The organism is Streptomyces sp. RK62 (assembly GCF_018070255.1).
In the GTDB taxonomy this organism is placed as follows: domain Bacteria; phylum Actinomycetota; class Actinomycetes; order Streptomycetales; family Streptomycetaceae; genus Streptomyces; species Streptomyces nigra.
Map to the genome: position 1 here is coordinate 554,056 of NZ_JAGPYD010000002.1, position 24,568 is coordinate 578,623.

Sequence of the window (24,568 nt, forward strand, 5' to 3'; positions counted from 1 at the left end):
GCATGGAGCAGTACGAGCCCGACCGCCTCTCCCCGCCCCAGGTGGCCGCCATGCGGCGCAGCCTGCGCAACGGCAGGGCCGCCATGACCCGCCGCAGCCTGCTGCGCGCCTCCGCGGGCGGCGCGCTCGCGGCCGGCGGTCTCGGGGCACTGTCCGGCTGCGGCATCCCCGCGGCCGGCGACACCAAGGGCGGCGTCTCGGCGGAGGACCACTCGGCGAAGGAGAGGACCGTCAGCTTCTCCAACTGGACCGAGTACATGGACATCGACGACAGCGGGCGCAAGCACCCGACGCTGGAGGCGTTCACCAAACGCACCGGCATCAAGGTGAAGTACACCGAGGACATCAACGACAACACCGAGTTCTTCGGCAAGATCAAGCCGCAGCTCGCCGCGGGCCAGGACACCGGCCGCGACATCATCGTCCTCACCGACTGGCTCGCCGCCCGGCTGATACGCCTCGGCTGGGTGCAGAAGCTGGACGCCTCCAACCTGCCGCACGCCTTCGCCAACGTGGCGTCGTCGTACCGGAGTCCGGACTGGGACCCGGGCCGCGCCTACTCCTACCCCTGGCAGGGCATCGCGACCGTCATCGCCTACAACAAGAAGGCGCTCGACGGGGTCGAGGTGAAGAGCCTGTCCGACATGCTCGACAACCCTGAGCTCAAGGGCCGGGTCGGGCTGCTCACCGAGATGCGCGACACCATGGGCATGGCGCTGCTCGACATGGACAAGGACCCGCGCGACTTCACCGCCGACGACTACGACGCGGCGCTCGCCCGGCTCCAGAAGTGCGTCGACAAGGGCCAGATCCGCCGCTTCACCGGCAACGACTACACCTCGGACCTGACCAAGGGCGACCTCGCCGCCTGTGTCGCCTGGGCCGGTGACGTCGTCCAGCTGAAGGCCGACAACCCGGACATCGACTTCGTCATCCCGGACAGCGGCTACATGCTCTCCAGCGACAACATGCTGATCCCCAACAAGGCGCGGCACAAGACGAACGCCGAGCGGCTGATCGACTACTACTTCGAGCCGCAGCCGGCCGCCGAGCTCGCCGCCTACATCAACTTCGTCTGCCCCGTCGACGGCGTGAAGGACGAGCTCGCGAAGCTCGACGAGGACGCGGCGAACAACCCGCTGATCCTCCCCGACAAGGCCATGCAGGCCAAGTCCCGTGCCTTCCGCTCCCTGAGCAGCAAGGAAGACACGGAATTCGAAGGCAAGTTCGCGAAGCTCACTGGGGCGTGACGAGATGAAGACCACCAAAGAGACCAGCACGTCCGCCGCCCACGGCGGCGACGTCCGCCTCACCGGCATCAGCAAGACCTACGGCTCCTTCACGGCCGTCCACCCGCTCGACCTGACCGTGCCCGAGGGCTCGTTCTTCGCCCTGCTGGGTGCCTCGGGCTGCGGCAAGACCACCACCCTGCGCATGATCGCCGGCCTGGAGGAGCCCTCCGCGGGCACCGTCCACCTCGGCGACCAGGACGTCACCGCGCTTCCGCCGTACAAGCGGCCGGTGAACACCGTCTTCCAGTCGTACGCCCTCTTCCCGCACCTCGACATCTTCGAGAACGTCGCCTTCGGTCTGCGCCGGCGCGGCATCAAGAGCGTGAAGAAGCAGGTCGACGAGATGCTCGACCTCGTCCAGCTCGGCGAGCAGGCCCGCAAGAAGCCGCACCAGCTCTCCGGCGGCCAGCAGCAGCGCGTGGCCGTGGCCCGCGCCCTGATCAACCACCCGAAGGTGCTCCTCCTCGACGAGCCCCTCGGCGCCCTCGACCTGAAGCTGCGCCGCCAGATGCAGCTGGAGCTCAAGCGCATCCAGACCGAGGTCGGCATCACCTTCGTGCACGTCACGCACGACCAGGAGGAGGCCATGACGATGGCCGACCAGGTCGCCGTGATGAACGCCGGACGCGTCGAGCAACTGGGCTCCCCGGCCGACCTGTACGAGAACCCGCGCACCACGTTCGTCGCCAACTTCCTCGGCTCGTCCAACTTCATCGAGGCCGAGATCGACTCCCGCGGCGGCGACGGCCTGGTGCTGAAGGCCGGCGGCGGCAAGCTGGTCCTCCCCGAGGCCCGCTGCTCCGCGCCGACGACGACCGGCGGCAAGGTGCTGGTCGGCGTGCGCCCCGAGAAGATCTCCGTCACCCACGCCGACGAGGCCGGCGAGATACCCGAGGGCCGCAACCGCATCACCGGCCGGATCGCCGACTCCTCGTTCATCGGCGTCTCCACCCAGTACGTCGTCGACAGTCCCGTCTGCCCCGAGTTCGAGGTCTACGCCCAGAACATCGACCGCGACCCGCGGCTGGTGCCCGGCGCCGAGGTCGTCCTGCACTGGAACCCCGCGCACACCTTCGGGCTCGACGCCACCCAGGACATCGACGCCGGCACCGAGGAAGAGGCGGCGGTCTGATGGCGACCCTCACCGAGGCGCCCCCGCCTCTCACCCCCGCGGCCCCCGAGAAGAAGGCCAAGCCGCCACGCCGGCGCGGCCGTCTCGTCCCGTACTGGCTGCTGCTCCCCGGCATCCTGTGGCTGCTGGTCTTCTTCGCGCTGCCGATGGTCTACCAGGCCTCCACGTCCGTGCAGACGGGCTCCCTGGAGGAGGGCTACAAGGTCACCTGGCACTTCGCGACGTACTGGGACGCCCTGTCCGCGTACTACCCGCAGTTCCTGCGCTCGGTGCTCTACGCCGGCTCGGCGACGATCCTGTGCCTGCTCCTCGGTTATCCGCTCGCCTACCTCATCGCCTTCCGCGCGGGGCGCTGGCGGAACCTGATCATGATCCTGGTGATCGCGCCGTTCTTCACCAGCTTCCTGATCCGCACCCTCGCCTGGAAGACGATCCTCGCCGACGGCGGACCGGTCGTCGGCGCCCTGAACGCCCTGCACGTCCTCGACGTCACGAGCTGGCTCGGCATGACCCAGGGCGACCGGGTGCTGGCCACCCCGCTCGCGGTGGTGTGCGGTCTGACGTACAACTTCCTGCCGTTCATGGTCCTGCCGCTCTACACCTCGCTGGAGCGCATCGACCCGCGGCTGCACGAGGCGGCGAACGACCTGTACGCCCGGCCGGTCACCACCTTCCGCCGGGTCACCTTCCCGCTGTCGATGCCGGGTGTCGTCTCCGGCACCCTGCTGACCTTCATCCCGGCCACCGGCGACTACGTCAACGCCGACCTGCTCGGCTCCACGGACACCCGGATGGTCGGCAATGTCATCCAGTCGCAGTTCCTGCGCATCCTGGACTACCCGACGGCCGCGGCCCTCTCCTTCATCCTGATGGCCGCCATCCTCGTCATGGTGACCGTCTACATCCGCAGGTCCGGAACGGAGGATCTGGTCTGATGGCCGTCGTCAACTGGCTCAAGCGGCATCTCGTCGTCATCGCGGGACTGGTCACGCTCGCCTATCTCCTGCTGCCCAACGTCGTCGTGACGGTGTTCTCCTTCAACCGCCCGAAGGGCCGCTTCAACTACGAGTGGCAGGAGTTCTCCACGGACGCCTGGCGCGACCCGTGCGGGGTCTCCGGCCTGTGCGGCTCGCTGTCCGTCAGCCTCCAGATCGCGTTCTGGGCGACCCTCGGCGCCACCCTCCTCGGCACGCTGATCGCCTTCGCGCTGGTCCGCTACCGGTTCCGGGCGCGCGGCGCGATCAACTCGCTGATCTTCCTGCCGATGGCGATGCCCGAGGTCGTCATGGCCGCCTCGCTGCTCACCCTGTTCCTCAACATGGGCGCCCAGCTGGGCTTCTGGACGATCCTCATCGCCCACATCATGTTCTGCCTCAGCTTCGTCGTGACGGCGGTCAAGGCGCGCGTGATGTCGATGGACCCGCGTCTGGAGCAGGCCGCGCAGGACCTCTACGCCGGACCCGTCCAGACGTTCGTGCGGGTGACCCTGCCGATCGCGGCGCCGGGCATCGCGGCCGGCGCGCTGCTCGCCTTCGCGCTGTCGTTCGACGACTTCATCATCACCAACTTCAACGCCGGCTCCACCGTCACCTTCCCGATGTTCGTCTGGGGCTCGGCACAGCGCGGAACGCCCGTTCAGATCAATGTCATCGGCACGGCCATGTTCGTCATCGCCGTACTGTTCGTCCTGGCCTCCATGGCCGTCGGGAACCGCCGCAAGAAGCAGAAGGCATAGACCCCTGTAGGGAGTTGACATCATGGCCCCGAGCGCCATGAGTTCTGGCAGTCACTGGACGAAGTCCCTCTCCGACGCCCAGCCGGTCCCGTACTGGCTGGACGACCCCGGCCGGCCCCGCCCTGAGCCCGCCCTCACGGCCGCCGAGACCTGCGACCTGCTGGTCGTCGGCGGCGGATACAGCGGGCTGTGGACCGCGCTCATCGCCAAGGAGCGCGACCCCGCGCGGGACGTGGTGCTGGTCGAGGGCCGCGAGGTGGGCTGGGCCGCCTCCGGCCGCAACGGCGGCTTCTGTGCCGCCTCCCTCACCCACGGGCTGCCCAACGGGCTCGCCCGCTGGCCGGGGGAGATCCACACGCTGGAGCGGCTGGGCGCCCGCAACCTCGACGAGATCGAGCGCGCGGTCGCCCGCCACTCCCTGGACTGCGACTTCGAGCGGACCGGCGAGATCGACGTCGCCACCGAGCCATACCAGGCGTCCGAACTGCGCGCCTGGTACGACGAGCTGCGCGACCGGGGCCTGGACGAGGGCGTCGAGTTCCTGGACGCCGAGGCGGTGCGGGCGCAGGTCGACTCGCCGACCTTCCGGGCCGGCCTGTACGACCGCCGGGGCGTCGCCATGCTCCACCCGGCCAAGCTGGTCTGGGGCCTCAAGCGCGCCTGCAAGGAGCTCGGCGTCCGCGTCTACGAGCACACCCCGGCCCTGGACCTCAAGCCGTACGGCGCCGGGATGGCCGTCCGCACGCCCTACGGCCGGATCCGCGCCCGCCGTACCGCCGCGGTCGCGCTCGGCACCAACATCTTCCCGAACCTGGTCCGCCGGGTGCGCGCCTACACCGTCCCCGTCTACGACTACGCCCTGATGACCGAGCCCCTCAGCGAGGACCAGCTCGCGTCGGTCGGCTGGAAGAACCGCCAGGGCCTCGGCGACTCGGCGAACCAGTTCCACTACTTCCGGCTCTCCGCCGACAACCGCGTCCTGTGGGGCGGCTACGACGCCGTCTACCCGTACGGCGGCCGGGTGCGCTCCGAGTACGACGACCGCCCGGAGACGTACGCCAAGCTGGCCGGGCACTTCTTCACCTGCTTCCCGCAGTTGGAGGGCCTGCGCTTCACCCACGCGTGGGGCGGCGCGATCGACACCTGTTCGCGCTTCTCGGCGTTCTTCGGCACCGCCCACCAGGGCAAGGTGGCGTACGCGGCCGGCTTCACGGGCCTCGGCGTCGGCGCGACCCGGTTCGGCGCCGACGTGATGCTGGACCTGCTGGCGGGGGAGCGCACCGAGCGCACGGAGCTGGAGATGGTGCGCAGAAAGCCGCTCCCGTTCCCGCCCGAGCCGTTCGCCTGGACCGGGATCGCGCTCACCAAGTGGTCGCTGGCCCGCGCCGACGCGCACGGCGGGCGGCGCAATCTGTGGCTGCGGACGATGGACCGACTGGGCCTCGGCTTCGACAGCTGACGCCCGCCCAGCCACCGCCATGTGATCCACATCACCCATACGGGGTGCGGAAGCCGCGTAATGCCCGCCGGTGACCTCCCTCTCCCTCGTGACGCCATCGGGCGTCCACGACGAAGAGGGAGGTCATCGTCATGACAGGGGAGAAGACGGCGGTGGAATGGCTGGCGTCGGTCGCGCCCGATCCGGAGAGCTGCCGCTGGGAGTGGGAGCGCAATCCGCTCGGGGTCGCGCTGCTGCCGGCCGGGCGGGCCTGGGACGTGCTCATCCTGCCGGCCGAGCTGGGCTATCCCACGCTCGACGTGCTCACCCGCATCCTCGACCGGCCGGGCCCGGTGCTGGTCGACTTCGGCGACGCACGCATGGGGTTCTTCGTCCCGCCGGGCACGGCGGCACGCTGGCTCGGCACCGGGATCCGCACCGCCGGGGCGGGCACCTGGATCGTCGTGCCGTACCCGGGGCGGGCCTCGGGCGGCGTCCGCTGGCTGGTCCCCCCGGACGCCGGCGGCACCCTCACCGACCCGTCCCTGCTCGAACTGGCCATGCACGAGGCGGCCGCGAGCCTCGCCCGGCCGACGGACGGGGAGCACTAGGGGGTGTCTCGTCGATCAGGCCGGGCTCCCGGTGTCTGGCACCGCGCCTCGCCGCGTTGTCGTCACTCGCCGATGCTCCGCATCGACTCCCTCCTCCGCCTTGCGATGCACGGCACCAGACACCGGGAGCTGATCCGGCCTGATCAACGAGACACCCCCTAGAACCCTTGACACGGTGAATTGGTCTGGACCAAGTTGGGGGCGGCTCCCCCTCCAAATCCCCCATGCCCGGAGGCACTTGTGGACCGCTCCAGACCGCTCGCCCTCCTCATCGCCGCGGCACTGACCCTGCCCGGCCTCACCGCGCTCTCGTCGGCCGCCCGTGCTGCCGACGCCGACGTCGTACGCAACGGCGGCTTCGAGTCCGGCCTCGACGGCTGGACCTGCACGGCCGGTACGACCGTCGACTCGCCCGTGCGCAGCGGCCGTTCCGCCCTCCGGGCGACCCCGGCCGGCAGCGACAACGCCCGCTGCTCGCAGACCGTCACCGTGAAACCGGACTCGGCGTACACGCTCTCCGGACACGTCCGCGGCTCCTACGTGTACCTCGGCGCGAGCGGCACCGGCACCACCGACGTCTCCGCCTGGACCCAGTCCGCCCCCGACTGGCAGCAGCTCACCACGACCTTCCGCACCGGCCCCACCACCACCCGCGTCACGATCTACACCCACGGCTGGTACGGCACCGGCGCCTACCACGCCGACGACATCTCGCTGATCGGCCCCGGCGGCGACGCCACCCAGCCGCCGGCGCCCCCGACCGGCCTCACCACCGGGTCCGTCACCTCCACGAGCGTCGCCCTCAGCTGGTCGGCGGTCCCCGGCGCCACCAGCTACGCCGTCTACCGCGACGGCGCCAAGGTCCGCACGGTGAACGGGACTTCGGCCACCATCACCGGACTGTCACCCGCGACCGCGTACGCCTTCCAGGTCACCGCGCTCAACGAGGCCGGCGAGTCCGCGCGCTCCGCCACGGTCACCGCCACCACCTCCCAACCCACCGGCGGCGGCGACCAGGGCCTCCCGGCGCACGCCCTGGTCGGCTACCTCCACGCGAGCTTCGCCAACGGCTCCGGCTACACCCGGATGGCCGACGTCCCCGACAGCTGGGACGTCATCGACCTGGCCTTCGGCGAGCCCACCTCGGTCACCTCCGGCGACATCCGCTTCGACCGCTGTCCCGTCGCCGAGTGCCCGAACGTCGAGAGCGACGCCGAGTTCAAGGCGGCGATCCGGGCCAAGCAGGCGGCCGGCAAGAAGGTGCTCATCTCCATCGGCGGCCAGAACGGCCAGGTGCAGCTGACCACCGCGGCCGCACGCGACACCTTCGTGTCCTCCGTCTCGAAGATCATCGACGAGTACGGACTCGACGGACTCGACATCGACTTCGAGGGCCACTCGCTCTCCCTGAACGCCGACGACACCGACTTCAGGAACCCGAAGACCCCGGTGATCGTCAACCTGATCTCGGCGCTGAAGACCCTGAAGGCCAAGTACGGCGACGACTTCGTGCTGACCATGGCCCCGGAGACCTTCTTCGTCCAGCTCGGTTACCAGTACTACGGCACCGGCAAATGGGGCGGCCAGGACCCGAGGGCCGGGGCCTATCTCCCGGTCATCCACGCCCTGCGCGACGACCTCACCCTGCTGCACGTCCAGGACTACAACTCGGGCCCGATCATGGGCCTGGACAACCAGTACCACTCCATGGGCGGCGCCGACTTCCACATCGCCATGACCGACATGCTGCTCACCGGCTTCCCGGTCGCGGGCGACGCGAACAACGTCTTCCCGCCGCTGCGCGCGGACCAGGTGGCGATCGGCATGCCGGCCACACCCAACGCGGGCAACGGGCACGTCCCCCCGGCCGAGGTCGTCAAGACCCTCGACTGCCTGACCAAGAAGACCAACTGCGGCTCGTACGCCACCCACGGCACCTGGCCGGCGCTGCGCGGCCTGATGACCTGGTCGGTCAACTGGGACCGGTTCGGCGGCTGGGAGTTCCAGCGGACGTTCGACGGCTACTTCGGCTGAGGAACAGCCACAGGGCGGTGAGCAGGATCGTGCCCAGACACCAGCTGGCCAGGACGTCCAGCGGCCAGTGGTAGCCCCGCCGGGTCAGCCCGAATCCGACGCCGAGGTTCAGCGCGGCGCAGAGGACGAGGAGGGCCCGGCGGGCGCCGGCCGACCGCAGCAGCGGCAGCAGAAGCAGGGTCGCGGCCCCGTAGGCGATGGCGGCCGTGGCCGTGTGCCCCGACGGGTAGTAGCCGGTCGCGGGCGGCACGGCCGGGGTGCCCGGACGGTCGGTGAGCACCTTCAGCGGGATCACCAGCACCGGGACCAGGGCCATCAGCAGGGCCGCGGACACACCCGGCAGCCACCATTGGTCTGTACCGATACGGCGGTGCCGCCAGATGACGTACGCGAGAGCGACGGCCAGGACCGGCACGGCGACCTGGACGTTGCCCAGATCGGCCAGCAGTTCGGAGAGAGGGCCGGGACGCACGAGGGCCCGACTGGCGGTCTCGTCGAGACCGACCAGCGGGCCGTCGGTCACCACCTGCCAGGTGATGAGCGCGAAGAGCAGGGCGGGAAGCCCGAGAAGGAGAAGGAGGGAGGTCGGCCGCCCCGGAACAGGGGGGGTGGTTCCGAGGCGGCCGTCCGGATCGGGTGGTCGCGCGCCCCGGGGGGTTTGGGGCGGGCGACTGTCCGATCGGTGAGGAGATCCGGAGCCGGAGGCGCCGGTTGTGTGCGCGAGGGCACGACCAGGTCGAAGCTGGGGAGGCCCCGGCCTGATGTCGCCCAGAGTCCCCTCCGGGCGGGGTGTATCTCTCATCTGGTTAGAACCTACGGCAGGGAGATGGCGTTAGACAGTCGGAATCGCGTCCTGCCATCCACCTCGCACACCTTCTTCACACGCTCTGACGCCGACCGCCCCAGCCCCGGAACCGTACGTGGTGAAAGGGGTGGGGCGGATGAGGCGGTGGGGGCCGGTGCACCCGCCCCCACCAGTGGTTTCGCCGTGACCTCAGATACGGGCGAAGGCCTGCTCGATGATGTCGAGGCCCTCGTTCAGCAGGTCCTCGTCGATGACCAGCGGCGGCAGGAAGCGGAGGACGTTGCCGTAGGTGCCACAGGTCAGGACCAGCAGGCCCTCGGCGTGGCAGGCCTTGGCCAGCGCGGCGGTGGCCTCCGGGTTGGGCTCCTTGGTGGCGCGGTCCTTGACCAGCTCGATGGCGATCATGGCGCCGCGGCCCCGGATGTCGCCGATGGCGTCGAACTTCTCGGCCATGGCGGACAGACGCGCCTTCATGACGGACTCGATGTTCTTCGCCTTGGCGTTGAGGTCGAGCTCCTTCATGGTCTCGATGGCGCCGAGCGCACCGGCGCAGGCCACCGGGTTGCCGCCGTAGGTGCCGCCCAGGCCGCCCGCGTGCGCGGCGTCCATGATCTCGGCGCGGCCGGTCACGGCGGCGAGCGGCAGACCGCCCGCGATGCCCTTGGCGGTGGTGATCAGGTCCGGGACGATGCCCTCGTCCTCGCAGGCGAACCACTGGCCGGTGCGGCAGAAGCCCGACTGGATCTCGTCGGCGACGAAGACGATGCCGTTGTCGTTGGCGAACTTCACGATCGCCGGCAGGAAGCCCTTGGCCGGCTCGATGAAGCCGCCCTCGCCGAGGACCGGCTCGATGATGATCGCGGCGACGTTGTCGGCACCGACCTGCTTGGTGATCATGTCGATGGCCTGCTGCGCGGCCTCGGGGCCGGCGTTCTCGGCACCGGTCGGCCAGCGGTAGCCGTAGGCGACCGGGACGCGGTAGACCTCGGGCGCGAACGGGCCGAAGCCGTGCTTGTACGGCATGTTCTTCGCGGTCAGCGCCATCGTCAGGTTCGTACGGCCGTGGTAGCCGTGGTCGAAGACGACGACGGCCTGGCGCTTGGTGTACGCGCGGGCGATCTTGACGGCGTTCTCGACGGCCTCGGCGCCCGAGTTGAACAGCGCGGACTTCTTGGCGTGGTCACCCGGCGTCAGCTCCGCCAGCGCCTCGGCGACCTCGACGTAGCCCTCGTACGGCGTGACCATGAAACAGGTGTGGGTGAAGTCGGCGAGCTGCGCGGACGCCCGGCGTACGACCGCCTCGGCGGAGGCGCCGACCGAGGTCACGGCGATACCGGAGCCGAAGTCGATGAGGCGGTTGCCGTCGACGTCCTCGATGATGCCGCCGCCCGCGCGCGCGGTGAACACAGGGAGGACGGAGCCCACGCCCTGCGCGACCGCGGCGGTACGGCGGGCCTGCAGTTCCTGCGACTTCGGGCCGGGAATGGCGGTGACGACGCGGCGCTCCTGGGGAAGTGCGCTCATGACGGGCTCCTGGGGGTGCTCTACGGACGTTTTGTCTTCTCTTTTCTCGCAGGCTAGGGCGGACAGCGGGGGGTGGGCATGCTCCATGTGGGCGTTGTCCGCGCATCCGGTTGTCCGTGGTGGACATGGCGGGGCGGGGCCGCCGGGACGCGACCGGAACACCCGGGTCCGCCGCGTCGGCCGCGTAAGCGGTGGACGGACGGGTGCCGGGCACTAGATTGACTGGCTGGCGCTTGCACGGAACGGCTGGTCAGGGGGCAACGGCGATGGACGGCGACGGGACGCAGGACGCACGGGGCACACACGCGACACCCGTGCCCCGATCACGCTCCGCCCTGCCCCCGATGCCCTCGGCCCCGCCCGGCCAGGCCCCCAACACCTCCGTGGCCGCCTGGCTGGACGAGCCCCGGCCCGCGACGGAGCCCGGCATCTGGCGTCTCGGATACCGGCCGCCGAAGGCCGCGCGGGCCGAACGGATCAGCCCCACCATCGTCGTCGGCATGCTGATCCCGCTGGCCGTCGCCCTCCTGGTGTGGTCGTTCTGGCGGCGCGGCGCGCTGCCGTACCAGTTCACCGTGCTGCGGCTGTTCACCCCGGAGGACTGGTGGTGGGGCGGCACCATGGCCCGGCCCAAGCACCTGGAGGACCAGGCGCTGCAGTACCCGGGCGTCGAGGCGCTGGACGTCTACAACGGCCTCTTCTTCGCCCTGCTCCTCTACACCGTCGCCCGGCTCGGCAGCTGGCCCGCGGTCGTCCGGCATCTGCTGGACACCAGGCCCCAGCCGGCCCGCGCCCTGTGGGCCGCGTTCGGCGCCCTGGCCGCCCTCACCCTCGTGTACCCCGACACCTTCCCGGGCGTCGGCTGGGACCCGCTGCCCGTGGTCAGCCCGCTGTTCTCCCTGATCGTGCTGCTCAGCGACTCCTACGACGTCTACTCGGCGCCCTGGGAGACCGTCCTCCATCTGCTCGTCACCGCCCTCGTCGTATGGCCCTTCGCCCGACTGGGCGGCTGGTGGGAGCTGGCCCGGGACCGGCTCGCCGCCCGCGCCCATGCGGCACAGGGGGAGGCCCCCGTCGTCGAGGTGCCCCGGTCTCGCTTCCCCGAGCTGCGCGAGGCCGGCCAGCACCAGGCCGCCGACGTCCTCGCCGCCGAGGTTCTCGCCGGACGGATGAACGACGTCGACTGCGCCCGCGTCGAGCGCCAGTGGGCGCGCGCCCGGGGCGAGGGCCGGCCGGCGGAGTTCACCGACGCCGTGCTGCGACAGGGCGCCGCAGCGTTCGCCCATCCGTCCGGCGCCCGGGACCTGCCCGGCCGCACCGCACGGCACGATCTGCTCGGCGGACAGGTGCGCATCGGCACCTGGGCCGCCACCGAGCGCACCCCGGCCGCGTACGGCGGTGCCGGGGCGGCGCTCGAACCGGCCACGCTGGGCACCTCGCTGCTGGTCGTCGGACCGTCCGGGTCCGGGAAGACCCGGCAGGTGATCGCCCCGCTCGCCGAGTCCCTGGCACTGCAGGCGCTCACCGGGACCTGCGCGGTCGTCGTGGTGTGCGCCGCGGGCAGCGCGGTCGGGCCCGACTCGTCGTACGACGTGGTGGTGCGCGTCGGCGACCCCGCCTCCACCCACGACCTCGACCCGTACGCGGGCAGCGACGACCCGGACGAGGCCGCAGGGTTCCTCGCCGAGGCGCTCGCCGGGGACCTCGACGCGGTCGGCGCCGAGCGCGCCACCACCGCGCTCGCCCAGCTGCTCGGCCCCTACCGGGCCGCCCACGGACGCTTCCCCACCCTCCCGGTCCTGCGGGACCTGCTGGAGGGCGACGAGCGGGCCCTCACCGATCTGCGCGCCCGGCTGGCCGACGACCCGCACACGGCAATGCGCCGGGACCTGGACGCCCGGGTCCGGCTGACCGGCACCACCGGCGACCCCGGCCCGGTCCTCGCCGGCCGGCTCGCCCTGCTGGACCGGCCCGCCTTCGCCGGCTTCCTCGGCGCCGGCGGCGACGAACACCGGCCCTTCTCGCTGCGGGCGGTCGCCCACCACCCCCTGCGGGTCCGCATCGATCTGCCCGAACGCACCCACGCCGAGGTCTCCCGGCTGATCGCCCGGCTGGTGCTGGCCCAGTTCACCGAGATCGTCCAGGACGGGACCGGCGAGCACTTCGCCGCCCTCGTCCTCGACGACGCCACCGGCACCGTCACCCCCGAGTCCGTCCGGCGGATCCAGCGGCTGCGCCCGCGCAACGCCGGGGTCGTGCTCGCCCTGCGCACGGTCTCCGACGTACCGGAGGCGCTGCACGGGCCGCTGTACGGGGCCGTCGGCTGCCGGATGGCGCTGTCCGGCGTGACCACCTGGGACGGCAGCCGCTTCGCCGAGGCCTGGGGCACCGAGTGGGTGGAGACGCGCGACGTCGCCCAGCACACCGTCTTCGCCGACCAGCCCATGACCCGGGCCCTGCACCGGCTGCGCAAGCTGGTCACCGGCAAGGCGGTCACCACCGAGGCGGTGACCGTCCGGAAGGTCGAGCGGGAGCGCTGGTCGGCCTCCGAGCTGGCGCACGGGGTGCCGCCGGGGCACGCGGTGCTGTCGGTGACCAGCGTCCGGGGCGAGCACGCCCCGCCGCTGCTGCTCGATCTGCGGGGCTGACCGCGCGATCCAGGAGCGGGGCCGCGCGATGACCGTACGGTGAGGCAGAATCGGCACAGGCCGTTCATACATGGCGGCCAACTGATCACAGGATCCACCGAAGATCCGGCGATCACACCCCATCACACCGATGTGAAGGCCTCATGCCCCCGACGCTTGCCTCGCTCGTCCACCACTCCGCGCTCAAGCTGACCGTGCGGGCGGGCGCGGACCGCCTGGACGTGCCCGTGCGCTGGGCACACGTCAGCGAGCTCGCCGACCCCGTCCCCTATATGGAGGGCGGCGAGCTGCTGCTGATCACCGCCCTCCAGCTGGACGCGGAGGACCCCGAGGCGATGCGCCGCTATGTCCGGCGGCTGGCCGGGGCCGGGGTGGTCGGGCTCGGCTTCGCGGTCGGCGTGAACTACGAGGAGATCCCCAAGGCGCTGATCGACGCCGCCGACGAGGAGGGCCTGCCGCTCCTCGAGGTGCCGCGCCGCACGCCCTTCCTCGCCATCAGCAAGGCCGTCTCGGCGGCCATCGCGGCGGAGCAGTACCAGGCGGTCACCGCGGGCTTCGCCGCCCAGCGGGAACTGACCCGGCAGGCGCTGACCTCCGGCCCCGAGGGCCTGCTGGCCGCGCTCGCCTCCCAGGTCAACGGCTGGGCCGCGCTGTACGACGCCTCCGGCGCCGTCGTCGCCACCGCCCCCGAGTGGGCCGGGCGGCGGGCGGCCCGCCTCACCGCCGATGTGGAGCGGCTGCGCGAGCGGCCGGCGCCGGCGTCCTCCGTGGTCGGCGGCCCCGAGAACGAGGACCGGGTCGAGCTGCACAGCCTGGGCACCGGGCGCCGCCCGCGCGCCGCGCTCGCCGTGGGCACCGCCGCCGCGCTCGGCACCGCCGAACGGTACGCCGTCCACTCGGCGATCGCGCTGCTGACCCTGACCACCGAGCGCTCCCGTTCGCTCCAGGCCGCCGAGCAGCGCGTCGGCGCCGCCGTCCTGCGCATGCTGCTGGCCGGACAACCCGACCACGCCCGCGCGGTGGCCGGCGGCCTGTACGGCGGTCTGCTGGACGCGCCGTTCCGGGTGATCGTCGCCGAGGCGGCGCCGGTCTCGGCCGCCCGGGTCGTGGACTCCGGCACCCGGGTGGCGCTGACCAAGGCGTCCGCCGCGGCCCTCGTCGTCGCCGCCGACGCCGGCGACCCGCTCGGCGCGCTCACCGAGGTCGTCGAGTCGGCGGCGGCCCGCGCGGGGGAGGCGGTGCTGGTGGTGCCCGAGACGGAGACCGGGCGGCTGGTGGTGCTCGCCTCCGACGGCGGCGCGGCGGTCGCCGCGTGCGGGGAGTACGCGGCGGGCCTGGAGGCGGCGCGCGCGGGGGCCGTACCGGAGCAGCCGGCGGGCGACCAGGACGAACTGGTCGTCGGGCTGTCGGCGCCGGCCGGGCCGATCGCCGCGGCCGCCGCCTACAAGCAGGCCGAGCAGGCGCTGTCGGTGGCCCGGCGGCGCGGACGGGTGTGCGTGGAGCACGAGCAGCTGGCCTCCGGGTCGGTGCTGCCGCTGCTCGCGGACGACGCGGTCAGGGCGTTCGCCGACGGGCTGCTGCGGGCCCTGCACGAGCACGACGCGACCGGCCGCGGCGATCTGGTGGCCTCGCTGCGGGCGTGGCTGTCCCGGCACGGCCAGTGGGACGCGGCCGCCGCCGACCTGGGCGTCCACCGGCACACCCTGCGCTACCGGATGCGGCGGGTCGAGGAGATCCTCGGGCGCTCCCTGGACGACGCGGACGTGCGGATGGAGCTGTGGCTGGCGCTGAAGGCGACCTCGGCCGAGGAGTAGGACCGGGCCGGGCTTCGGGCTGCGCCAATCCGTCGAAGCCGGGCACCCCACCAGTACACCCCGGCCAAACACCCGGGTGGCCCGGCGCCCCTACCGTGGGTCTCGACAGACCAGGACACCCCCAACGCGGAAGGGCCGGGAATCCCTATGACTTCCACCCACGCCTTCTGGCTCGCCGGCCGCCAGGTCAGCGGCGAGGACAGCTTCGACGTCACCTCGCCGTGGGACGGCCGTGTCGTCGGCACGGTCAGCGTACCCACGGACGCGCAGACCGAGGAGGCCGTGGCCGCCGCGTACGCCGTCCGTGACGAGTTCGCCGCCACGCCGGCCCATGTGCGCGCCGCCGCCCTCGACCACGTCAGCAAGCGCCTCGTCGAGCGCACCGAGGAGATCGCCCGGCTGATCTCCGCCGAGAACGGCAAGCCGATCAAGTGGGCCCGCGGCGAGGTCGGCCGTGCCGTGTCCGTCTTCCGCTTCGCGGCCGAGGAGGCCCGCCGGTTCAACGGCGGCGAGGCGCAGCGGCTCGACACCGACGCCGGCGGCCAGGGCCGGCTGGCCCTCACCCGGCGCTTCCCGAAGGGCGTCGTCCTCGGCATCGCGCCCTTCAACTTCCCGCTGAACCTGTGCGCCCACAAGATCGCCCCGGCCATCGCCGCCGGCGCGCCGATCATCCTCAAGCCGGCCCCGGCGACCCCGCTGTCCGGCCTGATCATCGGCGAGCTGCTCGCCGAGACCGACCTCCCGGCCGGCTCCTGGAGCATCCTCCCGGTGCCGAACGAGAAGATGTCCGCCCTGGTGCAGGACGAGCGTCTGCCGGTCATCTCCTTCACCGGTTCCGAGAAGGTCGGCTACGCGATCATGGACTCGGTGCCGCGCAAGCACTGCACCCTGGAGCTCGGCGGCAACGGCGCGGCGGTCGTGCTCGCCGACTTCGCCTCCGACGAGGACCTGGACTGGGCCGCGACCCGGATCGCGACCTTCTCCAACTACCAGGGCGGGCAGTCCTGCATCTCCGTGCAGCGCGTCATCGCGGACGCCTCGGTGTACGAGCGGCTGCTGCCGCGCATCGTCGCCGCCGTCGAGGCCCAGGTCACCGGTGACCCCAACGACGACGCCACCGACGTCGGCCCGCTGGTCAGCGAGGACGCCGCCAAGCGCGTCGAGACCTGGGTGGACGAGGCCGTCGCCGCCGGCGCCTCTCTCCTCACGGGCGGCAAGCGCGACGGCGCCTCCTACGCGCCGACCGTCCTGACCGACGTCCCCTCCGACGTCACCCTCGCCTGCGAGGAGGTCTTCGGACCGGTGCTCACGGTGCAGAAGGTGAACGGAGAGGCGGAGGCGTTCGCCGCCGTCAACGACTCCAAGTACGGCCTCCAGGCGGGCGTGTTCACCCACGACCTGCAGGCCGCGTTCCGCGCCCACCGGGCGCTGGAGGTCGGCGGTGTCGTCATCGGCGACGTCCCGTCCTACCGCGCCGACCAGATGCCGTACGGCGGCGCCAAGCAGTCCGGCGTCGGCCGCGAGGGCGTCCGCTACGCGATGGACGACTACACCTACGAGCGGGTCCTGGTCCTGACCGGGCTGGCCCTCTGACACCACCCTGATCCGAACGGCCGGAGCCCACTGTGCGGGGGCTCCGGCCGTTCGGCGTGCCACCCGTCCGGCCCAGGACGTCCGCCGGACGTCGGTATGCGTGCCCACCGGCCCGGACGGCCCCCGCGAGCCCGCAGGGGCCGGGAGAACGGCTGCGCGCGGGGTGGTGGCGGCGTCCGTAATCGGGTACATACGATCGGGTAGCACCCGTCGGTAGCCAAATGGCCCATGATCCCGATTCGCGACGAGGTGAGCCTCATGTCCGCAGCACCCCCCAAACCCACCGTCACCGAACGTGAGGCACGGCAGGTCGCCGAGGCGGCCCGCCAGCAGGAGTGGCGCAAGCCCAGCTTCGCCAAGGAGCTGTTCCTCGGCCGGTTCCGCCTCGACCTCATCCACCCGCACCCGATGCCCACGGACGAGGCGACCCAGCGCGGCGAGGAGTTCCTGGCCAAACTGCGCGACTTCGTCGAGACGAAGGTCGACGGCGCCCGCATCGAACGCGACGCCCGCATCCCCGACGACGTCGTCGACGGGCTCAAGGAGCTCGGCGCCTTCGGCATGAAGATCGACACCAAGTACGGCGGTCTCGGCCTCGGGCAGGTCTACTACAACAAGGCCCTCACCCTGGTCGGCTCGGCGTCCCCGGCGATCGGCGTGCTCCTGTCGGCCCACCAGTCGATCGGCGTACCGCAGCCGCTGAAGCTGTTCGGCAGCCCCGAGCAGAAGGAACGCTTCCTGCCGCGCTGCGCCCGCACCGACATCAGCGCCTTCCTGCTGACCGAGCCCGACGTCGGCTCGGACCCGGCCCGGCTCGCCACCACCGCCGTGCCCGACGGCGACGACTACGTCCTCGACGGTGTGAAGCTGTGGACCACCAACGGCGTCGTCGCCGACCTCCTCGTCGTCATGGCCCGGGTCCCGAAGTCCGAGGGCCACAAGGGCGGCATCACCGCCTTCGTCGTCGAGACCAACTCGCCCGGCATCACCGTCGAGAACCGCAACGCGTTCATGGGGCTGCGCGGCATCGAGAACGGCGTCACCCGCTTCCACCAGGTCCGCGTCCCCGCCGCCCACCGCATCGGCCCCGAGGGCGCCGGCCTGAAGATCGCGCTGACCACGCTGAACACCGGCCGGCTCTCGCTGCCCGCGTCCTGCGTGGCCGCCGGCAAGTGGTGCCTGAAGATCGCCCGCGAGTGGTCGGCGGCCCGCGAGCAGTGGGGCAAGCCCCTCGCCCACCACGAGGCCGTCGGCTCGAAGATCTCCTTCATCGCGGCCACCACCTTCGCCCTGGAGGCAGTCACCGACCTCGCCTCCCAGATGGCCGACGAGGACCGCAACGACATCCGGATCGAAGGCGCCCTCGCCAAGCTGTACGCCTCCGAGATGGGCTGGCTCATCGCCGACGAGCTGGTCCAGATCCGCGGCGGCCGCGGCTTCGAGACGGCCGACTCGCTCCGGGCGCGCGGCGAGCGAGGCGTCCCCGCCGAGCAGGTCCTGCGCGATCTGCGGATCAACCGCATCTTCGAGGGCTCGACGGAGATCATGCACCTCCTCATCGCCCGCGAGGCCGTCGACGCCCACCTCTCCGTCGCCGGGGACCTCATCGACCCCGACAAGTCCCTCCAGGACAAGGCGAAGGCGGGCGCGAACGCCGGTGTCTTCTACGCCAAGTGGCTGCCGAAGCTGATCGCAGGGCAGGGGCAACTGCCGTACACCTACAGCGAGTTCAAGCAGGGCGTCGACCTCTCCGGGCATCTGCGGTACGTCGAGCGCACCGCCCGCAAGCTCGCCCGGTCCACCTTCTACGGCATGTCCTGCTGGCAGGGCCGGATGGAGACCAAGCAGGGCTTCCTCGGCCGGATCGTCGACATCGGCGCCGAGCTGTTCGCGATGAGCGCCGCCTGTGTCCGCGCCGAGCACCTGCGGGCGCGCGGCGAGCACGGCCGCGAGGCCTACCAGCTCGCCGACGCGTTCTGCCGGCAGTCCCGGCTGCGCGTCGAGGAGCTGTTCGGGCGTCTGTGGTCCAACACCGACGACCTGGACCGCAAGGTCGTCAAGGGCGTGATGTCCGGCACGTACGAGTGGCTGGAGCAGGGCATCGTCGACCCGTCCGACGACGGCGGCGTCTGGATCGCCGACGCCACCCCGGGCCCCAGCACCCACGAGAACGTCCACCGCCCGATCCGCTGACCACCCCCGAGGGGTCACCGCCCGCGGTGACCCCTCACCGCATCGTCACCCACCGGATGGGGACACGCGGTCCTGTCCGCGTGACGCTACGGCCACAATGGGGGGATGAGCGACAGTCCAGCCTCCCCACTCGCCGACCCGCACCTCGTCTACGACCCCCTGGCGGGCGACGGCCCCAAGGACGTGGTGATCCTCGGCTCCACCGGGTCGATCGGCACCCAGGCCATCGACCTCGTGCTGCGCAACCCCGACCGGTTCCGGGTCACCGCGCTGTCCGCCAACGGCGGCCGGGTCGCGCTCCTCGCCGAGCAGGCACACCGGCTGAAGGTCCGGATCGTCGCCGTCGCCCGCGAGGACGTCGTCCCCGCCCTGCGCGACGCGCTGCGCGAGCGGTACGGCGCCGGGGAGCCGCTCCCCGAGATCCTGGCCGGCCCGGACGCGGCCACCCAGGTCGCCGCCTCCGACTGCCACACCGTCCTCAACGGCATCACCGGCTCCATCGGCCTGGCCCCGACGCTCGCCGCCCTGGAGGCGGGCCGCACCCTCGCGCTCGCCAACAAGGAGTCGCTCATCGTCGGCGGCCCGCTGGTCAAGGCGCTCGCCAAGCCCGGACAGATCATCCCGGTCGACTCCGAGCACGCCGCGCTCTTCCAGGCGCTGGCGTCCGGCTCGCGCGCGGACGTCCGCAAGCTCGTCGTCACCGCGTCCGGCGGCCCCTTCCGCGGCCGGACCAAGGCCGAGCTGGCCGACGTCACCGTCGAGGACGCCCTCGCCCACCCCACCTGGGCGATGGGCCCGGTCATCACGATCAACTCCGCGACCCTCGTCAACAAGGGGCTGGAGGTGATCGAGGCGCACCTCCTCTACGACATTTCCTTCGACCGCATTGAGGTGGTCGTGCATCCCCAGTCGTATGTCCACTCGATGGTCGAGTTCACCGATGGATCCACGATCGCCCAGGCGACGCCGCCCGACATGCGCGGCCCCATCGCCATCGGGCTGGGCTGGCCCGAGCGCGTCCCGGACGCCGCGCCCACCTTCGACTGGAGCAAGGCGTCGACGTGGGAGTTCTTCCCGCTCGACAACGACGCGTTCCCGTCGGTGAACCTGGCCCGGCACGTGGGCGAGCTCGCGGGCACGGCCCCGGCGGTGTTCAATGCCGCCAACGAGGAGTGCGTCGAGGCCTTCCGGGCCGGCGCACTGCCGTTCAACGGCATCATGGAGACCGTCACGCGGGTGGTGGAGGAGCACGGCACCCCGCGCTCGGGAACTTCGCTGACCGTCGCGGACGTCCTCGAAGCGGAGACCTGGGCCCGCGCACGGGCCCGGGAACTGGCGGCACACACGGCGGAGGCCCGTGCATGACGACCCTGATGTTCATCCTCGGCATAGTGCTGTTCGCGATCGGGCTGCTCTTCTCGATCGCCTGGCACGAGCTGGGGCACCTGTCCACGGCCAAGCTGTTCGGCATCCGTGTGCCGCAGTACATGGTCGGCTTCGGCCCGACCCTCTGGTCGCGGAACAAGGGCGAGACCGAGTACGGCATCAAGGCCATCCCGTTCGGCGGCTACATCCGCATGATCGGCATGTTCCCGCCCGGCCCCGACGGCCGGCTGGAGGCCCGCTCCACCTCGCCGTGGCGCGGGATGATCGAGGACGCGCGCTCCGCGGCCTTCGAGGAGCTGAAGCCGGGCGACGAGAACCGCCTGTTCTACACGCGCAAGCCGTGGAAACGGGTCATCGTGATGTTCGCGGGCCCCTTCATGAACCTGGTGCTCGCGTTCGGCCTGTTCCTCACCGTGCTGATGGGCTTCGGCATCCAGCAGGACACGACCACGGTCAGCTCGGTCTCCCCGTGCGTCATCGCGCAGACCGAGAAGCGCGACACCTGCAAGGCGTCCGACCCGAAGTCCCCGGCCGAGGCCGCGGGCATGAAGGCCGGCGACAAGATCGTCGCCTTCGGCGGTGTGCGTACCGAGGAGTGGAACACCCTCTCCGACCTCATCCGTGACAGCGCCGGCAAGCAGGTGCCGATCGTCGTCGAGCGGGACGGCCGGGAGCTCACCCTCGAAGCGAAGATCGCCACCAACCGGGTCGTGAAGAAGGACGCGAGCGGGGCCTACGTCGAGGGCGAGTACGTCAAGGCCGGCTTTCTCGGCTTCAGCGCGGCCCAGGGCGTGGTCAAACAGGACTTCGGCGACTCGGTGACCTGGATGTCGGACCGGGTCGGCGACGCCGTCGACTCCCTGGTGGCGCTGCCCTCCAAGATCCCCGCCCTGTGGGACGCCGCCTTCGGCGACGGGCCCCGCGAGCCGGACTCACCGATGGGCATCGTCGGCGCGGCCAGGGTCAGCGGCGAGATCGCCACCCTCGACATCCCGGCGTCGCAGCAGCTGGCGACCTTCGTCTTCCTGCTGGCCGGGTTCAACCTCTCCCTGTTCCTGTTCAACATGCTCCCGCTGCTGCCGCTCGACGGCGGCCATATCGCGGGCGCCCTGTGGGAGTCGCTGCGCCGCAATCTCGCGCGGGTGCTGCGCCGGCCGGACCCCGGCCCGTTCGACGTGGCCAAGCTCATGCCGGTCGCGTACGTGGTCGCCGGGATCTTCGTCTGCTTCACCCTGCTGGTGCTCGTCGCGGACGTCGTGAACCCGGTCACCATCTCCTAGCAGCACGGTATGGAAGGCGGCCCGGGACTCCGAGTCCCGGGCCGCCTTCCATCGAGTGGGTTTACGGGGGCGTGATGTGTGGTCGTGTGCGCCGGTGCCGTAATCTCGAAGCCCGGAGCCCGCTGCTGACGGGACCGGACCTTGATCCACGACTTGGGGTTGCACAGCAGATGACTGCGATTTCTCTCGGCATGCCGTCCGTTCCGACCAAGCTCGCCGAGCGCCGCAAGAGCCGGCAGATCCAGGTCGGGTCCGTCGCGGTCGGCGGGGACGCCCCCGTGTCGGTGCAGTCGATGACGACGACCCGGACGTCCGACATCGGTGCCACCCTGCAGCAGATCGCGGAGCTGACGGCTTCCGGCTGCCAGATCGTGCGGGTCGCCTGCCCGACGCAGGACGACGCGGACGCGCTGTCGACGATCGCGCGGAAGTCGCAGATCCCGGTGATCGCGGACATCCACTTCCAGCCGAAGTACGTGTTCGCGGCGATCGAGGCCGGCTGCGCCGCGGTCCGGGTGAACCCGGGCAACATCAAGCAGTTCGACGACAAGGTCAAGGAGATCGCGCGGGCCGCGAAGGACCACGGCACCCCGATCCGCATCGGCGTCAACGCCGGCTCCCTGGACCGGCGCCTGCTGCAGAAGTACGGCAAGGCGACCCCCGAGGCCCTCGTCGAGTCGGCCCTGTGGGAGGCGTCGCTCTTCGAGGAGCACGACTTCCGGGACATCAAGATCTCCGTGAAGCACAACGACCCGGTCGTGATGATCGAGGCGTACAAGCAGCTCGCCGCCCAGTGCGACTACCCGCTGCACCTCGGCGTGACCGAGGCCGGGCCGGCCTTCCAGGGCACCATCAAGTCCGCCGTCGCCTTCGGTGCTCTCCTCTCCCAGGGCATCGGCGACACCATCCGCGTCTCCCTGTCGGCCCCGCCGGCCGAGGAGGTCAAGGTCGGCCTGCAGATCCTGGAGTCCCTGAACCTCAAGCAGCGCGGCCTGGAGATCGTCTCCTGCCCGTCCTGCGGCCGCGCCCAGGTCGACGTCTACAAGCTGGCCGAGGAGGTCACCGCCGGTCTCACCGGCATGGAGGTCCCCCTCCGCGTCGCCGTCATGGGCTGTGTCGTCAACGGCCCCGGCGAGGCCCGCGAGGCCGACCTCGGCGTCGCCTCCGGCAACGGCAAGGGCCAGATCTTCGTCAAGGGCGAGGTCATCAAGACCGTCCCCGAGTCCAAGATCGTCGAGACCCTCATCGAGGAGGCCATGAAGCTGGCCGAGCAGATGGAGGCCGACGGCGTCCCGAGCGGCGAGCCCTCCATCGCGGTCGCCGGCTGACCGCCCGCGCAGGCACCGCCCCCGGCCGGGACCACCGGTCACGACCGCGGGGCGGCACGGCACAGATTCCGCGGGTACAGTGCGGGGACCAGCAGAACCCCAGCGTGAGGCCCCGCACGTGTTGACCCAGACCACCTCACGGGTGCTCGAACCGAGTGACCTGGACGCCGCGCTCGCCGTCCTCGACCGCGAGCCGGTCGCGAACGCCTTCGTGACGTCCCGCGTCCAGGTCGCGGGCCTCGACCCCTGGCGCCTCGGCGGCGAGATGTGGGGCTGGTACGACGACGGCATGCTGACGTCCCTGTGCTACGCGGGCGCCAACCTCGTCCCCATCTGCGCCACCCCGCGCGCCGTGCGCGCCTTCGCGGACCGCGCCCGCCGGGCCGGCCGCCGCTGCTCCTCCATCGTCGGGCCCGCCGAGCCCACCGCCCAGCTGTGGCGGCTGCTCGAACCCACCTGGGGTCCGGCCCGCGAGGTCCGCGCCCATCAGCCGCTCATGGTCACCGACCACATGCCGGCCGACATCGCCCCGGACCCGTACGTCCGCCGCATCCGCAAGGACGAGATGGAGACGATCCTCCCGGCGTGCGTGGCCATGTTCACCGAGGAGGTCGGCGTCTCGCCGCTCGCGGGCGACGGCGGCCTGCTCTACCAGGCCCGGGTCGCCGAACTCGTCGGCTCCGGCCGCTCCTTCGCCCGCCTCGACCAGAACGGCAAGGTCGTCTTCAAGGCGGAGATCGGCGCCGCGACCGACCGCGCCTGCCAGATCCAGGGCGTTTGGGTGGCCCCCGAGTACCGCGGCCAGGGACTCGCGGCACCCGGCATGGCCGCCGTCCTGCGCTACGCCCTCGCGGACGTGGCCCCGGTCGCCAGCCTCTATGTCAACGACTTCAACACCGCGGCCCGGCGGACGTACCAGAGGGTGGGGTTCCAGGAGGTCGGCGCCTTCATGAGCGTCCTGTTCTGACCGGCCCGTACGGACCGCCGGCCGACGGCGGACGGCACCACGACCTCGGCAGGTCATTGCTTGTAGGCTCCCCACCATGCGCCTTCCCGGTCACGCACACCGCCGCCACCCCGACGACATCGTGATCGGCCCCCTCGACCTCCCGGCCCGGGTCGACGAGGCCCTCGCCGTCCAGGCGGTGGCGTTCGGACTCGGCGCCGACGAAGTCGCCGTACGCCGCCAGATCGTCCTGCGCCACATGACCTACCCCGGCGCTCGCGCCCTCGGCGCCACCACCGAGGGCGACCGCCTCGTCGGCTTCGTCTACGGCATGCCCAACAGCCGCGGCCACTGGTGGTCCACGGTGGTCGAGCCGTATCTGCGCGCCCAGGGCCTCGACGACTGGCTCGACGACTCCTTCGTCATCACCGAGCTGCACGTCCACCCCGGCTACCAGAACCGCGGTGTGGGCCGGGCCCTGATCACCACCATCACGGACAGCGCCGACGAGCCCCGCTCGATCCTCTCCGCGATCGACATCGAGAGCCCCGCCCGCGGCCTCTACCGCTCCCTCGGCTACCAGGACCTCGCCCGCCGCGTCCTGTTCCCCAGCGCCTCGAAGCCGTACGCCGTGATGGGCGCCCCCCTGCCGCTGCGACGTTAGGGCCTTCGTTTGGATCAGGCCGGGCTCGCGGGGTCTGGTGCCGCACCTCGCCGCGTTGTCGTCGGTTGCCATGGCTCCGCCATGGCGCCCTCCTCCGCCTTGCGATGCACGGCACCAGACCCCGCTCCCTGATCCGGCCTGATCC

At 71.6% G+C, this 24,568-nt stretch carries 18 protein-coding genes; 16 read left to right on the forward strand and 2 right to left on the reverse strand.

Annotated elements, in window-relative coordinates:
• Positions 1–2 precede the first annotated feature (2 nt).
• The 7 genes from KBY32_RS06265 (at position 3) to KBY32_RS06295 (ending at position 8,242) form a co-directional block, all read left to right on the forward strand.
• Positions 3–1,250: a spermidine/putrescine ABC transporter substrate-binding protein gene (locus KBY32_RS06265; RefSeq protein ID WP_210979145.1), complete on the forward strand. Its 1,248-nt coding sequence runs from the start codon at positions 3–5 to the stop codon at positions 1,248–1,250.
• Between the two features lie 4 nt (positions 1,251–1,254).
• A complete protein-coding gene (locus KBY32_RS06270; RefSeq protein WP_210979146.1) occupies positions 1,255–2,424 on the forward strand; it encodes an ABC transporter ATP-binding protein in 1,170 nt (389 codons plus the stop codon).
• Positions 2,424–3,359 carry an ABC transporter permease gene (locus KBY32_RS06275; RefSeq protein ID WP_210979147.1) on the forward strand — a complete coding sequence of 312 codons (936 nt, stop codon included), beginning with the start codon at positions 2,424–2,426 and terminating at the stop codon, positions 3,357–3,359. Before KBY32_RS06270 ends, KBY32_RS06275 begins: the two co-directional genes overlap by 1 nt.
• Positions 3,359–4,159: an ABC transporter permease gene (locus tag KBY32_RS06280; RefSeq protein WP_210979148.1), complete on the forward strand. Its 801-nt coding sequence runs from the start codon at positions 3,359–3,361 to the stop codon at positions 4,157–4,159. Before KBY32_RS06275 ends, KBY32_RS06280 begins: the two co-directional genes overlap by 1 nt.
• Positions 4,160–4,181: 22 nt before the next feature.
• On the forward strand, positions 4,182–5,618 hold the full coding sequence (locus KBY32_RS06285; RefSeq protein WP_210979149.1) for an FAD-binding oxidoreductase: 1,437 nt from the start codon (positions 4,182–4,184) through the stop codon (positions 5,616–5,618).
• Between the two features lie 131 nt (positions 5,619–5,749).
• Positions 5,750–6,208: a hypothetical protein gene (locus KBY32_RS06290; RefSeq protein ID WP_210979150.1), complete on the forward strand. Its 459-nt coding sequence runs from the start codon at positions 5,750–5,752 to the stop codon at positions 6,206–6,208.
• Positions 6,209–6,448: 240 nt separating this feature from the next.
• On the forward strand, positions 6,449–8,242 hold the full coding sequence (locus KBY32_RS06295; RefSeq protein ID WP_210979151.1) for a chitinase: 1,794 nt from the start codon (positions 6,449–6,451) through the stop codon (positions 8,240–8,242).
• Here the strand turns inward: KBY32_RS06295 and KBY32_RS06300 are convergent.
• Entirely contained in the window at positions 8,181–9,044 is an 864-nt protein-coding gene (locus tag KBY32_RS06300; RefSeq protein ID WP_210979152.1) for a phosphatase PAP2 family protein, read from the reverse strand. The genes KBY32_RS06295 and KBY32_RS06300 overlap by 62 nt on opposite strands.
• Before the next feature lie 192 nt (positions 9,045–9,236).
• A complete protein-coding gene (gene gabT, locus KBY32_RS06305; protein ID WP_210979153.1) occupies positions 9,237–10,571 on the reverse strand; it encodes a 4-aminobutyrate--2-oxoglutarate transaminase in 1,335 nt (444 codons plus the stop codon).
• A gap of 266 nt (positions 10,572–10,837) precedes the next feature.
• Here gabT and KBY32_RS06310 point away from each other — a divergent pair, with 266 nt between their 5' ends.
• From KBY32_RS06310 to KBY32_RS06350, 9 genes are all read left to right on the forward strand, one after another.
• Positions 10,838–13,219 (forward strand): ATP/GTP-binding protein, encoded by a 2,382-nt coding sequence (locus KBY32_RS06310; RefSeq protein WP_210979154.1) that lies wholly within the window; start codon positions 10,838–10,840, stop codon positions 13,217–13,219.
• Positions 13,220–13,362: 143 nt separating this feature from the next.
• Entirely contained in the window at positions 13,363–15,033 is a 1,671-nt protein-coding gene (locus tag KBY32_RS06315; RefSeq protein ID WP_210979155.1) for a PucR family transcriptional regulator, read from the forward strand.
• A 147-nt stretch (positions 15,034–15,180) separates the two neighbouring features.
• Positions 15,181–16,626 carry an aldehyde dehydrogenase family protein gene (locus tag KBY32_RS06320; RefSeq protein WP_210979156.1) on the forward strand — a complete coding sequence of 482 codons (1,446 nt, stop codon included), beginning with the start codon at positions 15,181–15,183 and terminating at the stop codon, positions 16,624–16,626.
• A 258-nt stretch (positions 16,627–16,884) separates the two neighbouring features.
• Positions 16,885–18,819 (forward strand): acyl-CoA dehydrogenase family protein, encoded by a 1,935-nt coding sequence (locus tag KBY32_RS06325; RefSeq protein ID WP_210979157.1) that lies wholly within the window; start codon positions 16,885–16,887, stop codon positions 18,817–18,819.
• A gap of 105 nt (positions 18,820–18,924) precedes the next feature.
• Positions 18,925–20,184, forward strand: a complete 1,260-nt coding sequence (gene dxr / locus KBY32_RS06330) for a 1-deoxy-D-xylulose-5-phosphate reductoisomerase (protein WP_210979158.1) — start codon at positions 18,925–18,927, stop codon at positions 20,182–20,184.
• An 8-nt stretch (positions 20,185–20,192) separates the two neighbouring features.
• On the forward strand, positions 20,193–21,485 hold the full coding sequence (locus tag KBY32_RS06335) for an RIP metalloprotease (protein WP_210979171.1): 1,293 nt from the start codon (positions 20,193–20,195) through the stop codon (positions 21,483–21,485).
• 170 nt (positions 21,486–21,655) lie between these two features.
• Complete coding sequence (gene ispG, locus KBY32_RS06340; protein WP_055623239.1) at positions 21,656–22,813, forward strand: flavodoxin-dependent (E)-4-hydroxy-3-methylbut-2-enyl-diphosphate synthase; 1,158 nt, start codon at positions 21,656–21,658, stop codon at positions 22,811–22,813.
• Positions 22,814–22,931: 118 nt separating this feature from the next.
• A complete protein-coding gene (locus KBY32_RS06345; protein WP_055623238.1) occupies positions 22,932–23,780 on the forward strand; it encodes a GNAT family N-acetyltransferase in 849 nt (282 codons plus the stop codon).
• Between the two features lie 76 nt (positions 23,781–23,856).
• On the forward strand, positions 23,857–24,423 hold the full coding sequence (locus KBY32_RS06350; protein ID WP_210979159.1) for a GNAT family N-acetyltransferase: 567 nt from the start codon (positions 23,857–23,859) through the stop codon (positions 24,421–24,423).
• The last annotated feature ends 145 nt before the right edge of the window (positions 24,424–24,568 follow it).

Bases quoted from the DNA above. Each gene is read 5' to 3' on its own strand.
- gabT (WP_210979153.1), bottom strand. From the start codon at position 10,571: ATGAGCGCACTTCCCCAGGAGCGCCGCGTCGTCACCGCCATTCCCGGC.
- KBY32_RS06280 (WP_210979148.1), top strand. From the start codon at position 3,359: ATGGCCGTCGTCAACTGGCTCAAGCGGCATCTCGTCGTCATCGCGGGA.
- KBY32_RS06320 (WP_210979156.1), top strand. From the start codon at position 15,181: ATGACTTCCACCCACGCCTTCTGGCTCGCCGGCCGCCAGGTCAGCGGC.
- dxr (WP_210979158.1), top strand. From the start codon at position 18,925: ATGAGCGACAGTCCAGCCTCCCCACTCGCCGACCCGCACCTCGTCTAC.
- KBY32_RS06325 (WP_210979157.1), top strand. From the start codon at position 16,885: ATGTCCGCAGCACCCCCCAAACCCACCGTCACCGAACGTGAGGCACGG.
- KBY32_RS06270 (WP_210979146.1), top strand. From the start codon at position 1,255: ATGAAGACCACCAAAGAGACCAGCACGTCCGCCGCCCACGGCGGCGAC.
- KBY32_RS06315 (WP_210979155.1), top strand. From the start codon at position 13,363: ATGCCCCCGACGCTTGCCTCGCTCGTCCACCACTCCGCGCTCAAGCTG.
- KBY32_RS06335 (WP_210979171.1), top strand. From the start codon at position 20,193: ATGTTCATCCTCGGCATAGTGCTGTTCGCGATCGGGCTGCTCTTCTCG.
- KBY32_RS06265 (WP_210979145.1), top strand. From the start codon at position 3: ATGGAGCAGTACGAGCCCGACCGCCTCTCCCCGCCCCAGGTGGCCGCC.
- KBY32_RS06285 (WP_210979149.1), top strand. From the start codon at position 4,182: ATGGCCCCGAGCGCCATGAGTTCTGGCAGTCACTGGACGAAGTCCCTC.
- KBY32_RS06350 (WP_210979159.1), top strand. From the start codon at position 23,857: ATGCGCCTTCCCGGTCACGCACACCGCCGCCACCCCGACGACATCGTG.
- KBY32_RS06300 (WP_210979152.1), bottom strand. From the start codon at position 9,044: ATGAGAGATACACCCCGCCCGGAGGGGACTCTGGGCGACATCAGGCCG.
- KBY32_RS06290 (WP_210979150.1), top strand. From the start codon at position 5,750: ATGACAGGGGAGAAGACGGCGGTGGAATGGCTGGCGTCGGTCGCGCCC.
- KBY32_RS06310 (WP_210979154.1), top strand. From the start codon at position 10,838: ATGGACGGCGACGGGACGCAGGACGCACGGGGCACACACGCGACACCC.
- ispG (WP_055623239.1), top strand. From the start codon at position 21,656: ATGACTGCGATTTCTCTCGGCATGCCGTCCGTTCCGACCAAGCTCGCC.
- KBY32_RS06275 (WP_210979147.1), top strand. From the start codon at position 2,424: ATGGCGACCCTCACCGAGGCGCCCCCGCCTCTCACCCCCGCGGCCCCC.